A 13,127-nucleotide genomic window follows, 5' to 3' on the forward strand; every position below is an offset into this window, starting at 1 on the left:
TTAAGAAAGTGAACCGGGCGATGTCTCAGTGGGGGCTGAAGGTTCATGTCTCGAAGCCTTTTTCAGGAAAACATCGCGTTCTTGGATGACAACCTCAAATCTGGAGGGGTCATAAGAGCTATCTCGTACCTTAAGAATGGAAAGCGTCCTGCTTAGTTCAGAGTGATTCTCAGAGAAACGCATCAGCATCAAGTTATCGACGATGCTGGACAGGTCAGAGTTCGGCGCGCTGACCTCGGAGCCAAATAGATCACGCATTTCCCAGGATGCGAATACGGTTACGCCCCTGGATCGAAGCTCATTCATCAGCGCACTGAAGAAGTCAGTAGTTCGCGCCGGGTTTGTAGAGACTCGGGTCATACCGCTGAGGCTATCGATGAACAGGCGCTTGATGCCCTTTTCTTCTACAAGACTCAACAGGCGAGCGCCCAACCCATCCAGTAACCCCTCAGTCGTCGGCTGCCAGGCAATGCTCAGGGCGCCGCTGTCCTCCATGCCCTGGATATCGATACCCAGTGATTGGCCTTTGAGTCGTAACCGTTGTGGGCTCTCATAAAAGCCAAAATGCAGTCCTGGAGCCTCCACCGTCGACTCGGCCAGAAACTTCAGGCCCAGCGTCGTTTTACCAATGCCGGAGGGGCCCATGACCAGAGACACGCTGGAACTGTAAAGGCCTCCCCCCAATATGCCGTCCAGCGAACCAATACCACTGGCGATACGCGTCATGTCGGCGCTGTCGGGGGCGGACGGGTGGCTATAAAGGCTTTCGAGCCGAGGGTAAACCACCAAACCATTGTCGGTAATTTCACACTCATGAAGGCCTGTCATGGCTCCACTGCCGCGAGTTTTACGCAGTTGAATACGACGTACCGAGCGGGTGCCAAACAGCTCTTCGCCCATTTCAATGACGCCATCAACCATGGTGTGCTCAGGGCTGCCGTCGTCGAGACGGGAGCTGGTCAGAAATAGCACCGTGCAACCCGCGAAAGCGGCGTGCCCTTGCAACTCGGAAATGAATTTCTTGGTGTCGATGTGCGAGTCGGCTTTTGAGCGAGCATTGAGCAAGCCATCGACCACCATCACTGTAGCTTTTTGGCGACTTATTTCGCGCCGAAGCAGTTTCACCACCTCGTCCAGCCCTTCGTTTTCCAACGTGTCAAACGCGCTGACAAACTGAATGTCGGCGCCCACTTTGGATGCGTCGAAAAAGCTCAGAGTAGAAAGAAACTGAAACAGGCGGTCGTGTGACTCGGCCAGCAGTGTGGCGACCAGAACCCGGCCTCCATTGTTCGCATGATGGAACCCAAGTTGGTTGGCCAGGATCGTTTTGCCAGACCCTGGCCGCCCCTGGATTATGTAGGAGGCGCCCGCGACCAGCCCTCCCTTGAGCAGAGCGTCGAGCCCTTCGATTCCACTTTGGAGGCGTTTTAGCTTTTCCACAATGCGACCCTGATCTGAAAAAACAGGCTGTTTAAGCCCAATGATGGGAATGCTAACGCCATTTACGCTTTAGAGCCATTCAGACCTGGAGCGCGGTGGGTCAATCAACGAGGAATGAAGTCCCAGATCGTGTATCCCGTGCGCGACCTTCATCAGCACCTCATGCTGAAAGGCGGCTGGAGTCGCGAAAAGTTCGGCCCTACAGCCTCCCGAGTTTACCGAGGTGCGCCAGTCAGGGCACATCGTACTCAATGGCACTATGAAACACCTCGAAAGTGGATCTTTTATCGAACCATTTATCAACTATCGTAAGCCCCTACCCTGGGCAGCACCAGAGTCTATTCACTCAGCCAAAGCGTTATAAATCCTCATTCATGGAAATCCAAATGAATTATAAAGACTACTCTATTGGCATTGGGGCAGCTGTTCTTTTAGTGCTGGCAGCATCGCGCTTATCCACCCTCCAACCGCCTACACGCGAAGACTTTTCAAAATACCCTTCTCTTCGACAGCACTGGTTCACGACATGCGACTTGCGTAGCAATCTCGCCGAGCTTAATGAGGCGGGCTGCAAGCATTTACACGAATGGCAGGTTGCCAACAAATCACCTGTTCTTGATAACTTGATGAATCAAAACCTGGGTAAGTAACCAGCCGAATATCCGTCTGGGCATCACGTCTTGAGCTTGGAACACGCGAGAGCAAAAAACGCGGCAGCCTGCGGCTGAACGATTGCGTGCAGCCGCCCCCTTGTTGCTACCCCCAGGCCGCGAGTCTGACGTACTGATGCCATCGCCCGAGAGAACGTCAGGGTCTCTGCGGGCGACCGCCATTTCATCGCCTGTAGTGGCTTATCCCGCGATTATTGCCTGAATGCAAAACAGTCTTTACCAGATTCGCGCCTATTTCCGTGGGGGCGACGGGCATAAAGTTTGTCCTGTCAGCGCAGCAACCCGCCGATAGCCAGCAGCTTTTCAGTTGGCAGGCAAGTCGCTCGAAATCTTCAGTAAGCAACACATTTTGCTTATAGCGATCGGCGATTCTGTGCGCCTGGAAAACCAAACTATTAATTTGAAAAATTGAAATTCAATTAAAGGATAGTCTCCATGAAAATGTCCATCGCAATACTCGCACTCTTCGGCTTTAGTACGATGGTAATGGCGCAGGAAGGCACTGCTCCAGTTCAAGATCAACACGTGCCTGTTGAGCAATACAGCTACTCCACGCATCTTGATGTCGCCAAGGTGATTTCTCAAACTGAAGTCGCCGATGTGTGCGGTGTTGTACCGATGCGCATGACCTATGAAGATTCACAAGGCAAGCGGCATATCCTGGCATACGAAGTGATGGGCACCGGTTGCAGCAATGGTTGATTAATGGTCCCTAAAAACAATTGCGCCTCAGCGGGTTAAACTGAGGCGCTAATTACATTAGAGACTTGCAACGTTTGCACCGGCTTCGGCAAAACGATTTACTCCTGACATCCTTGAACTTCCACCAGACCTGCTACTTTCCCCCGGCAAAGCGTCACTCGGCGTCCTTCAAGCGATGAGTTCCTCAGCGGTCATCATAAGCTCAGTACCTACCCGCTTTTTCAGCGTATCGATGAAGCGAGTAATTTTTGCATCGATAAACTGGCGCGATGTGTAGACGGCGTAAACGTTACGCTCGTAGGTATGGTACTCGGGCAGAACTCGGACGAGCTTGCCTGACCGCAAGTCCTCTATGGCTGAAAAACCGGCCAGCAAACCTATGCCTGCCCCTTCTCGAACGGCAACCGCCATTGCTTCCATATCATTGACGCTGAAACTCGGGCCTTTCGGAGCAAACGTGGCATCCCCCGTCTTGCTCTTCAATTGCCATTCATCCCGCACATAATCGACAGTGCCCAACAGCAAACACTGATGATCATGGAGATCTTCCGGCGTCACGGGGGCCGCGTGCAGCTCCAGATACTCAGGAGAAGCAACCAGCACACAATGGCTAACGCCGATCTTTTGGCTGACATACGCTGAATCCGGCAGCGTTCGGGCAATCAGAATCGAGACATCCAATTGGTCTTCCAGAAGGTTAGGCATTCGCTGAGAAAGCATTAAATCCACGGTAACATCGGGGAATTCCCTGCGGTATTCCAGCACGGCTGAGGTGACCAACTGCCGCGCCAGCCCCGGCACACAATGCACACGCAATGTCCCCCTGGGGTTCAACGCCGCATTGCTCGCTTCGGCTTCTGCATTTTCAAGGTCTGCCAGAATTTTGGTACAGCGCTCATAGAAGCGCCGGCCAGCGTCTGTCACTGAAAGGCGCCGGGTCGAGCGCTGCAACAGACGGGCATCGAGCACGTTTTCAAGCGCGGAAACCGCACGCGAAACATTGCCGACCGTAGAGTCCAGATGGTTCGCCACCGCAGTAAAACTGCCCATCTCAACAACTTTGACGTACACGGACATGTTCGTAAGTTTATCCATCCAACGCTACCTGTCGATCTGATTCCAGGCGTTCGATGCTACACGCTCCGGCCTGTCCTCGATATTACCTCCCCGCACAACAATGATTCCCTCCTGGCCGGCTAAATCAAACCGCTCGTACTCCATAGACTCGGTTGCACAGGGCGCCTGAACTACCCACGCAGTTCCCCAGGCACTACCCCTGGTACTTCAGGCGCCGAGCTTTGTACGAACTTTTGATAAACCAACCGAAGGGCAACCCCATGAACACGTCTTACGACCCGCTTTATCTTTTTATCGGTGGTGAATGGATCAGTGCCGAGGGCCGCGCAACCGCCGCTGTCGTTAACCCCGCAACCGCACTTGAGATAGGCCGCGTGCCACTCGCCACCGCAGGCGACCTTGATCACGCACTCGCAGTGGCTCAAGTGAGCTTTGAACAATGGCGCCAGACTGTCCCTGACCAGCGCGCAAAAATTCTCAAGCGCGCTGCCGATCTCATCCTCGAACGGGCGCCACACATTGCCGAACAAATGACGCTTGAAGAAGGCAAACCGCTTGGAGAAAGCCTGGATGAAGTAACGCGTGCAGCTGAATACTTCGAGTGGTTTGCCGAAAGCGCACGCCGTATCGATGGCCGTGTAGTCCCGGCCAACCGCCCCGGTGTGCTGCAAATGGTCAAACGTCAAGCCATCGGCCCAGTGGCTGCGTTCACGCCCTGGAATTTCCCGGCCATTACCCCAGCTCGCAAACTCTCGGCGGCACTGGCCGCCGGTTGCAGTGTCATTCTCAAACCCGGGGAAGAAAGCCCCTCCACAGCGCTGGCCCTGGCGCGGGCACTCGACGATGCAGGGTTGCCCAAAGGCGTGTTGCAGGTGGTTTTCGGCGTACCGGATCAAGTGTCCAGCCACCTGATCGCGTCCCCCATCATCCGCAAGGTGACCTTTACGGGTTCGGTACCTATCGGTCGCCTGCTTTCAGCCCGCGCGGCCGAGGGCGTCAAACCCATCACCCTTGAATTGGGAGGCCATGGGCCGGTGTTGGTATTTGATGACGCAGACATCGAAAAAGCAGCCGTCGAAGGTGTTGCCAATCGGTTTCGCGGGACGGGCCAGGTCTGCATCTCGTCAACGCGGTTTCTTGTTCAGCGTGGCGCCTATCAACGATTTGTAGATCATTTTGTGAGGGCCACACTCGCGCTGAAAATAGGCGATGGCCGCACGCCTGGCACCCAGGTCGGGCCGCTCGCCAATCCAAGGCAGCTCGCCAAGATGCAAGAGCTGGTGGCTGATGCCGTCGCCAAAGGTGCAAGGGTGTTGGCCGGTGGTAAGCGCCTGAAATGCAGCGGCTACTTTTTTGAGCCGACGGTGTTGGCGGATGTGCCGATGAACGCCCGAGTCATGCATGAAGAACCCTTCGGGCCCATCGCCGTGCTGATGCCATTCGATCATTTGCCGGATGGCTTGAAGGAGGCTAATCGCCTGCCCTACGGGCTGTCAGCCTATGCATTCACTGCTAGCGCTCGAACGGCCATTGACGTTGCTGACGGGTTAGAGGCCGGGATGATCGGTATCAACCAATACCGCATCGTCGCCACCGAACTCCCCTTCGGCGGCGTGAAAGAAAGCGGCCATGGTTCGGAAGGTGGCATTGAAGGCATCGAACACTACCTCACCAATAAATTCATCAGCCAGGCTTAAGGAGGCATCATCATGTCCACTCTCAATTTCAGCAGCCCTCGTGAAGCGGCTCGGGCGTTTACACCGAAGCTGTCGCAGTTCGTTGATTCGACGCTGTACCCGCAAATCTGGAGTGATCCAACATTGTCCCCACGCGACCGTAGCCTGATCACAGTGGCCGCGTTGATTGCCGACGGTCACTCTGAAGAGCTGCCTGCGCATCTGCGGCGGGCGGTCAGCAATGGGCTGACCCATGAAGAAATTGCCGCCGCGATCACTCATCTGGCGTTCTACGTAGGCTTCCCAGGCGCCATCACCGCGTCTGCCATCGCCAATGCCACGTTTAGCGAACCGGAGAAAAACTGATCATGAAAGCCATCAATATTAGAGAATTCGGCGCGGCGGACGTACTCGAGCTAGCAGATGTTGCCGATCCCGAAGTGCGCCCGACTGACCTGCTGGTACGGGTTTATGCCGCGGGTGTGAACCGAGCAGATCTGACCCACCGAACCGGCGGCTACGGTCAGCCTAATTTTGGTGATTCACTGATCATGGGGTTGGAGATCGCCGGCGAGGTCATTGGCAAAGGTGATAGGGTCGAGGGTTTTGAGATTGGTGATCGAGTGATGGGCGTCGTCGGAGGTGGGGCCTATGCCGAGCTTGCACGCATCGACTACCGCATGGCCATGCCTGTCCCCGCGCAGTTGGACTATGTGCATGCAGCGGCAATTCCCGAAGTCTTCGTCACCGCCCATGAAGCAATGATGCATCTGGCTCGGCTCAAGGCCGGCGACTCGGTATTAATCCATGCGGCCGCGGGAGGTGTGGGTTCTGCTGCCGTCCAGTTGGCATACGCCACCGGCGCCACGGTGTACGCGACCACCGACGCCAGCAAGCTGGCGCGTGTCGAGCATTTAGGCGCCGATATCGCCATTGACTACAAGACCCAGGATTTTGCCGAAGTCATCGCAGACAAAACCAAGGGTACAGGTGTGGATATCGTCATCGATTTCGTTGGCGAGCCCTACTTTGCCCGCAATATCGCCTGCCTGGCCAAGGGAGGCCGGCTTATTCAGGTCGGCATCCTGGGCGGAGGCGGTAAGGTGAACGTAGAGCTGGAGCATATCCTTTACCGTCACTTGCAGATCATCGGTACTGTCATGAAGTCCCGCACACAGCCAGAGAAGCACGGCATGATCAAGCGCTTCCGCGAGCATTGGCTTGATCGGTTTGAAGGCGCCGGAAGTCTGGAGCCGGTGGTTGACAGCACGTTCCCGCTTTCACGAGCTGCCGATGCCCATCGCCGAATGGAATCGTCCGAAAACGTTGGGAAAATCATTTTAACGATGCAGCCTGAGGATATTGTTTGAGTTCGGCTGTAGATTGCCAATACACCGACAAGGTGCTCTTTGTGTGCACCTTGGCGTCCTGCGTGAGACGTCTTATTGTTCATTTGGCTAACCGGATCAAAGATGCAACGCGGGCTTGGACTGGCGGATGCCATGGGCGGAGGGGACGCGAACACGCAGCGCAATCAGCAACGCGGCCAGCAGCATCAGCACGGCCGCGGCGACGAATACGCCTGCACTGCCACCGAGGCTGAATACCGCACCGCCTGCGGCGGCGCCCGTTGCGATGGCGGACTGCACCGAGGCCACCACCATGCCCCCGGCGCTTTCCGCCTGGTCAGGCACCGCGCTGGCGACCCAGTTCGACCATGCCACCGGCACGCCACCAAAGGCCAGGCCCCAGATCGCCAGCAGGACCGCCTGCCCCGGCACCGAGGCCGGCAACAGCACCAACGCCAGTGCGGCGACGCCGACCAGTGCGGGCATCAACACCAGTGTGGCCAGCGGGTGGCGCTCCAGCAGCCTCCCGGCCAACAGCGTGCCGACGAAGTTTGCGACACCGAACCCCAGCAGCATCAGTGACAGCCCTTGGGCGCCGATACCCGTAGTCCCCTCGAGGAAGGGCCGAACATAGGTGAACATCGCGAAGTGCCCGCTGTGCACCAGCACACAACCGAACATGCCCATGGCGATGCCCGGGCGCAGCAACACCTCAAGTACCGTACGCAGGCGTGCCGGCCGGCGCGGCGCAAGGCGCGGCAGCGTGAACGCCTGGAAAGCCAGGGTCGCCATGCCTACCGCTGCCGCCGCAAAGAACGCGCTGCGCCAGCCATAGAGCCCACCCAAGTAGCTGCCCAGCGGTACCGCAACGACCGTGCCGATGGCGATGCCGCTGAAAATGATCGACAGCGCCCGGGGCAACAAGGCACTCGGTACCAGGCGCATCGCTACCGCCGCCGCCATGCTCCAGAACCCGCCAAGGGCAATGCCCAGCAAGATGCGCATCAACAACAGCACCGCGAAGCTGGAGGAAACGGCGACCAACAGATTGGAGGCAACCATCAACGTGGAAAAACCCAGCAACACCCACCGTCGGTCGATGCCACGGGTCAGGCCTGGTACCAACAAGCCGGCGAACAGCGCCACCACGGCCGTCACAGTGACTGCCTGGCCAGCCAGCGCTTCGGACACGCCCAGGTCAGTCGCCATCAGCGTCAACAAACTGGCTGGAAGGTACTCAGCGGTCAGTAATCCGAACACCCCCATGGCCAGGGAAAATACTGCCATCCACGCGGGGGTTGCAGGTTCTAGGTCCGAGTCGACGCCGTACGGGCTATCGGAAACGGTATTACACACACAGTCAGTCATTGCACGGATCTCCCAATCTTCATTGCGAGCCGCAGTCTAGGCGCGGGAATCCGGATGATCTATGATCTTAAGTCTCTACTTTTTGATCAAAACACCTGAACGATGCCTACAGATCAGTTTGCGCTTTCCTCAGATCTCATCAACGAGCTGTTACGCGGCATGCGCCTGCGTGGGGTCGAATACCGGCGTATCCAAACGGGCCCGACCTTTGGTTTGGGCTTCGCGGAAAAACCCGGGCACGCCTGGTTCCATTTCATGGCCGTCGGCACTGCAGTGTTGAAAATGGAGGACGGCACCACTTACGCGCTGTCTGCCGGCAACGCCGTGTTTATTTCCCATGGCGCGGCCCATCAACTGTTTTCCCATACGGACGTGCCGGTTCAAGACATCGACCGTTTAGACGGCGCCCCTCTGGGCGACACCGTCAGCGCGTTGGATACCGGGACCGATGGCAGCCCCACCCCAAGCACTATCGTGTTCAGTGGCTGCATGGAGTTTGAACTGGGCAGCATCCATGGGCTTGGTCGGCTGATGCCGGGCCTGATGCTGATTGATGCCGGTGGCCAGCGTTACCCCGGACTGGTGCCGATCCTGACCACCATGGAACGCGAGGTCAGCGCCGCCCGTGTCGGCTTCGCCGGTATCCTCGCGCGGCTGGCCGACGTGGTGGCGGCCATGGTCGTTCGCGGCTGGGCGGAGTGCGCCTGCGGCAACGCCTCTGGGCTGGTCGCCGCCTTGCGCGATCCACGCCTGGCCGGTGCGCTGCTTGCGCTCCACCAACAACCGGGTCGCGAATGGACCGTTGCGCAGTTGGCCGAGCACTGTAATACCTCGCGCTCGGTGTTCGCCGAGCGCTTTCAAGTGACTATCGGCATGACCCCGCTGCGCTATGTCACCGAACTGCGAATGCGCCTTGCAAGCCAGTGGCTGACCCTCGAAAGGCTGCCGATTGAAGAGGTGGCGCAGCGCTTGGGCTATACCTCCCAGGCCGCCTTCAGTCGTGCATTCAAGCGCATTACGGGGCAGACACCGGGATTGAGTCGCAAGGTCAGGCAGCCCGCGCTGACTTGAACCGAGCGTAAGCAGCCGATGATCCGTGGCGCCGGCTCATTTACCACCCGTCACGTCGAGGAATGTACCGGTAACGAAGGATGCCTCCGCGCTCGCCAGCCATAGAATCGCGCGCGCCACCTCCTCGGGCTGACCACCGCGCCCCATGGGGATCGAATCCTTGACCCGGTCGACCCGCCCCGGCTCACCGCCACTGGCGTGCATGTCGGTATAGATATGCCCGGGGCGAATACAGTTGACGCGTATGCCTTCGCGCGCCACCTCCTTTGCAAACCCAATGGTGAACGTCTCCAACGCGCCCTTTGACGCCGCATAGTCGACGTACTCATTGGGGCTGCCGAGGCGCGCCGAGGCCGAAGAGACATTGATCACCACACCGCCCGGGCCGTTGTGGCGGTAAGCCATGCGTTTCACCGCCTGCTGGGCACAGAGTATTGGCCCAATGGCATTGACCGCAAAGATGCGCTGCATCCGCTCCACGCCAAGGTCTTCCAGGCGAGACTGAGGCCCCAGCATCCCGGCGTTATTGACCAGCACGTCGATACGTCCGAACCTGCGGTCGATGGCCGCGAACAAATCGGCCACCTGTTGGGGGTCCGCACTGTCGGCCCGCATCGCCAACGCCCGGCGCCCCAACGCTTCTACATCCGCAGCCACGGCCAGCGCTGCGGATTCGTTGGCAACGTAGCTGATAGCCACGTCGTAACCCCTTTCAGCGGCCAACCGGGCGGTGGCGGCCCCCACTCCACGACTGCCACCCGTGATTAGAATCAGCGGTGCCTGCGAGACATTGACCATTGAACATAGCTCCTGAGCTGTTGGCTGTATCAGCCGATGATAAGAGTACCGCCGGCGATCACCACGCACGCCAGTATCCGGCGTGCAGTGAGCGTCTCGCCGAGAAACGCATAGCCGATCAACGCCGCGAACAGCACGCTGGTTTCGCGCAGTGCCGATACCGCGCCCAGGGGCGCTTCGTTCATGGCGTAGATGATCATTCCATACGCGAGCAATGAGACCAGGCCGCCGACCAGCGCGGTCACTGTTCCGGGCCGGACGCAGAACAAGCTGCGGCTGTCGCGCAGGCCGATGTAGACCACCGGCATCAGCACGCCCCACAGGGCGCACATCCATACCGTGTAGGCAAGCGGCGCACCGGAGAGCCTCGCACCGATGCCGTCGACCACGCTGTAGGCCGCGATAAAGCCGCCCGTTCCCAGCGCATAGGGCAAGCTGGGAACCGACAGACTGCGCCCTCTGAAGGCCAACGAAATAATCCCGCCCGACACCAGCGCAATACCGACGAGCTCGCCAGGGGTGATGCTCTCTCCGGCGAACACGGCGGCACCGAAGGTGATCAGCACCGGCGACGATCCACGTGAGATCGGATAGACCTGCCCCAGATCGCCGACCCGGTAACTGCGCACCAGAAACAGGTTGTAGCCCACATGCAGCAACCCCGAGACCACCGCGTAGCCCCAGCTTTCAATCGCCGGGGGCGCCATGAATGTCGCAGCAACCACACTGGTAATGGCGATGGCGACGCACATCACCGTCATCGACCACAGCCGATCGGCGCCGCTACGCAGCAGCGCGTTCCAACTGGCATGCAGGAGCGCGGCGAACAGCACAAGGAACACGAGATGAATAGGCATGCGCCACTTTAGGCAATGCGGCGCCGGGGCTAAAGCGAAGTCTCCTCATTGGGCCATGAGCAAATACTCATAATTTGAGGGTCTATGCCTGTACTTTCAGCGCCTCGCTGACCAGCCATTGGCGAAAGCTGGCGATGTGCGGCTGCGATTCGATGCCCTTGGGGCAGACGAAGTAGTAAGCCAGCGGCGATGGCAACGGTATGTCGAACAGCCGTACCAAACGGCCGTCGCTGATTTCATTCTCGACATGCCCGCTGCGCACCAATGCAACGCCCTGGCCGAGCAAGGCGGCCTCGACCGTCATGTTGGTATCGCCAAACCTGACGCTCTCCTTGAGCGGCAAATAGGCCAGGCCGACGGTTTGAAACCACGCCTCCCACTTTGGCACCAGCTCGGCGCCATCGCGCGTCAGCAGCGGGAAGTGCAACAAGTCTGCGGGGCTCTGCGGCGTCCCCACCCGTCGCAGCAGTTCGGGGCTGGCCACAGGAAATACCTGCTCCCCAAACAGGAACTCCGAATGCAGACCTGGGTAATTGCCCTTGCCGAGCCTGATCGCAACATCCGCCTGGCCGTGCGAGAAATGGATAATTTTATCCGTGGTGTCCAGCGACACCAACAGCTCGGGGTGCTGACGAGCCAGGCGTGGCAAGCGTGGCAGCAACCATTTGAGCGCGAAGGAATAGGTGGTGCTGACGCTGAGCCGCACCCTGCCCTTTTGCTCGCGCAAGTCACCCAACGTCGCCTCCAGACTGATGAAAAACTCCCGCACGATGGGCGCCAGCGTAGCCCCCGCTGCCGTGAGGCGTAACGCCTTGCCACGCTCAAACAACGGCACGCCCCAAAGCGCCTCCAGGTGCTTGAGCTGGTGACTGACCGCGCTTTGAGTCACATGCAACTCCTGTGCAGCGGCTGTAAACGTCGGGTGGCGGGTCGCAACTTCAAAAGCGCGCAAGGTCGCGGTGGGCGGCAGATCTCTCATAGGGGCGGTATCCAGCGAGTTTTCGCAAAAGCACGTGTATGAACGTTAGCTCATGCAGCGGCGAAGTTCACTGTAAACGTCGCCTCGCTGGCGGGACAGTAGCTCAGTAGCGGTTGATAACCCACTAGCATCCAGGGTATTCGTTCGCTTGCCCTACTCCGCCCCCAACCCTCACCATCGTGGGCTCGCTGCTAGGCGTTTGGGAGTTGACCATGCGTCCTGATATGCTGAACAAAACTCTCCTCTTGCTGCGGGCTATTTATGTGTAAAGCTGACAGCAGAGAAGACGGGATTCTAGAGTTCATATTTTGATGCATCACGTTCCTGTCCATGTTAGCGGGGTGAGATACTTGCGCCAGGCTATCGAAGTTTTTTTCGTTGCAACTGATAATCCAAGCACCGTCAATGTGCGCGTACGCTGAGTTATCGAAATAGCTTGTGGTGAGGATTGTGCTGTTTTCCTTGGTGACCTGAAAGTCGATATCCACGATTTTTGGTGAGATTTTTTTCTGCTCGTCAATATCTATATAGATCGTCGCCTGCCGGATGAAAAGATTTTTTAAATAGGCATAGTCAATAAGTTCATTTCCCTGAATAAATCCAACATTAATACAGATGATATTTATATCGTCGGACTGGGTGGTTTCATTGTTGAGGTAAGCCTCATACTTTCCTGCTTTTTCTTTAAGCGCCGACGTTATTCTTGCATGCAAGCTGTCCATTTCGGGGGTGTAGGCGTCTACTGAGCTTCCTGGCGCGGGGTCTTCCGGTCGGCGAGGAAAGAAGTATTGGGCGTACTGAGTTTTTTTCTGTACCACCTGAACAGGTGTTATCACTTCAATATTTATTCTTTTACTTTCAAAGCTAAACGTAATATCAGGACCTTTTTTCTCGCTGGAAATACCCTTGATACGCCGGGTGCAATATTTAAGAACAACCAGCTCCGACAGCCGCTGCATGGTCTTGTCCGCGTCACTCATTTGCGAGATAAAGTTTTCATCCAGCAGTTTATTTTCATGCATTTCATTATAAAGATTTGAATAGAATTCAATAATATTCTGGTCGCACGTGTAATACGCTTCAACAGCACGTGCAAAATGCGAAGCACCGGCCATACTATGTTCCTTCCTTTGACTTGA

13 protein-coding genes are annotated in these 13,127 nt (G+C 57.4%); 6 read left to right on the forward strand and 7 right to left on the reverse strand.

What is annotated here, in order from left to right:
* Positions 1–1,440: an ATPase domain-containing protein gene (locus BFP92_RS15340; protein WP_065930163.1), complete on the reverse strand. Its 1,440-nt coding sequence runs from the start codon at positions 1,438–1,440 to the stop codon at positions 1–3.
* Positions 1,441–1,826: 386 nt separating this feature from the next.
* Here BFP92_RS15340 and BFP92_RS30455 point away from each other — a divergent pair, with 386 nt between their 5' ends.
* Positions 1,827–2,090 carry a hypothetical protein gene (locus BFP92_RS30455; protein ID WP_074854430.1) on the forward strand — a complete coding sequence of 88 codons (264 nt, stop codon included), beginning with the start codon at positions 1,827–1,829 and terminating at the stop codon, positions 2,088–2,090.
* Between the two features lie 456 nt (positions 2,091–2,546).
* Positions 2,547–2,813 carry a DUF2790 domain-containing protein gene (locus BFP92_RS15345; protein WP_065930164.1) on the forward strand — a complete coding sequence of 89 codons (267 nt, stop codon included), beginning with the start codon at positions 2,547–2,549 and terminating at the stop codon, positions 2,811–2,813.
* 168 nt (positions 2,814–2,981) lie between these two features.
* Here BFP92_RS15345 and BFP92_RS15350 read toward each other — a convergent pair whose 3' ends face one another.
* On the reverse strand, positions 2,982–3,908 hold the full coding sequence (locus tag BFP92_RS15350; RefSeq protein WP_065930165.1) for a LysR family transcriptional regulator: 927 nt from the start codon (positions 3,906–3,908) through the stop codon (positions 2,982–2,984).
* A gap of 242 nt (positions 3,909–4,150) precedes the next feature.
* On the opposite strand from BFP92_RS15350, the gene BFP92_RS15355 reads away from it, so the two are divergent.
* Genes BFP92_RS15355 through BFP92_RS15365 form a run of 3 tightly spaced genes read left to right on the forward strand, consistent with a single transcriptional unit; the run spans position 4,151 to position 6,936 of the window.
* Complete coding sequence (locus tag BFP92_RS15355; RefSeq protein WP_065930202.1) at positions 4,151–5,587, forward strand: NAD-dependent succinate-semialdehyde dehydrogenase; 1,437 nt, start codon at positions 4,151–4,153, stop codon at positions 5,585–5,587.
* 12 nt (positions 5,588–5,599) lie between these two features.
* A complete protein-coding gene (locus tag BFP92_RS15360) occupies positions 5,600–5,932 on the forward strand; it encodes a carboxymuconolactone decarboxylase family protein (protein WP_065930166.1) in 333 nt (110 codons plus the stop codon).
* 2 nt (positions 5,933–5,934) lie between these two features.
* A complete protein-coding gene (locus BFP92_RS15365; RefSeq protein ID WP_065930167.1) occupies positions 5,935–6,936 on the forward strand; it encodes an NAD(P)H-quinone oxidoreductase in 1,002 nt (333 codons plus the stop codon).
* A gap of 96 nt (positions 6,937–7,032) precedes the next feature.
* Here BFP92_RS15365 and BFP92_RS15370 read toward each other — a convergent pair whose 3' ends face one another.
* Positions 7,033–8,283 carry an MFS transporter gene (locus tag BFP92_RS15370; protein ID WP_065930168.1) on the reverse strand — a complete coding sequence of 417 codons (1,251 nt, stop codon included), beginning with the start codon at positions 8,281–8,283 and terminating at the stop codon, positions 7,033–7,035.
* Positions 8,284–8,385: 102 nt separating this feature from the next.
* Here BFP92_RS15370 and BFP92_RS15375 point away from each other — a divergent pair, with 102 nt between their 5' ends.
* Positions 8,386–9,354: an AraC family transcriptional regulator gene (locus tag BFP92_RS15375; protein ID WP_065930169.1), complete on the forward strand. Its 969-nt coding sequence runs from the start codon at positions 8,386–8,388 to the stop codon at positions 9,352–9,354.
* Positions 9,355–9,390: 36 nt separating this feature from the next.
* Here the strand turns inward: BFP92_RS15375 and BFP92_RS15380 are convergent, their stop codons facing one another.
* The 4 genes from BFP92_RS15380 to BFP92_RS15395 all read right to left on the reverse strand — a co-directional run bounded on the left by BFP92_RS15380 (position 9,391) and on the right by BFP92_RS15395 (position 13,103).
* Positions 9,391–10,152 carry an SDR family oxidoreductase gene (locus BFP92_RS15380; protein ID WP_065930170.1) on the reverse strand — a complete coding sequence of 254 codons (762 nt, stop codon included), beginning with the start codon at positions 10,150–10,152 and terminating at the stop codon, positions 9,391–9,393.
* 29 nt (positions 10,153–10,181) lie between these two features.
* Positions 10,182–11,009: a DMT family transporter gene (locus tag BFP92_RS15385; RefSeq protein WP_065930171.1), complete on the reverse strand. Its 828-nt coding sequence runs from the start codon at positions 11,007–11,009 to the stop codon at positions 10,182–10,184.
* 82 nt (positions 11,010–11,091) lie between these two features.
* Positions 11,092–11,988: a transcriptional regulator GcvA gene (gene gcvA, locus BFP92_RS15390; protein ID WP_065930172.1), complete on the reverse strand. Its 897-nt coding sequence runs from the start codon at positions 11,986–11,988 to the stop codon at positions 11,092–11,094.
* A 191-nt stretch (positions 11,989–12,179) separates the two neighbouring features.
* Positions 12,180–13,103 (reverse strand): hypothetical protein, encoded by a 924-nt coding sequence (locus tag BFP92_RS15395; RefSeq protein ID WP_065930173.1) that lies wholly within the window; start codon positions 13,101–13,103, stop codon positions 12,180–12,182.
* Positions 13,104–13,127: the final 24 nt, after the last annotated feature.

It is taken from the genome of Pseudomonas sp. 58 R 3, from assembly GCF_900006605.1.
GTDB classification, from domain to species: domain Bacteria; phylum Pseudomonadota; class Gammaproteobacteria; order Pseudomonadales; family Pseudomonadaceae; genus Aquipseudomonas; species Aquipseudomonas salomonii.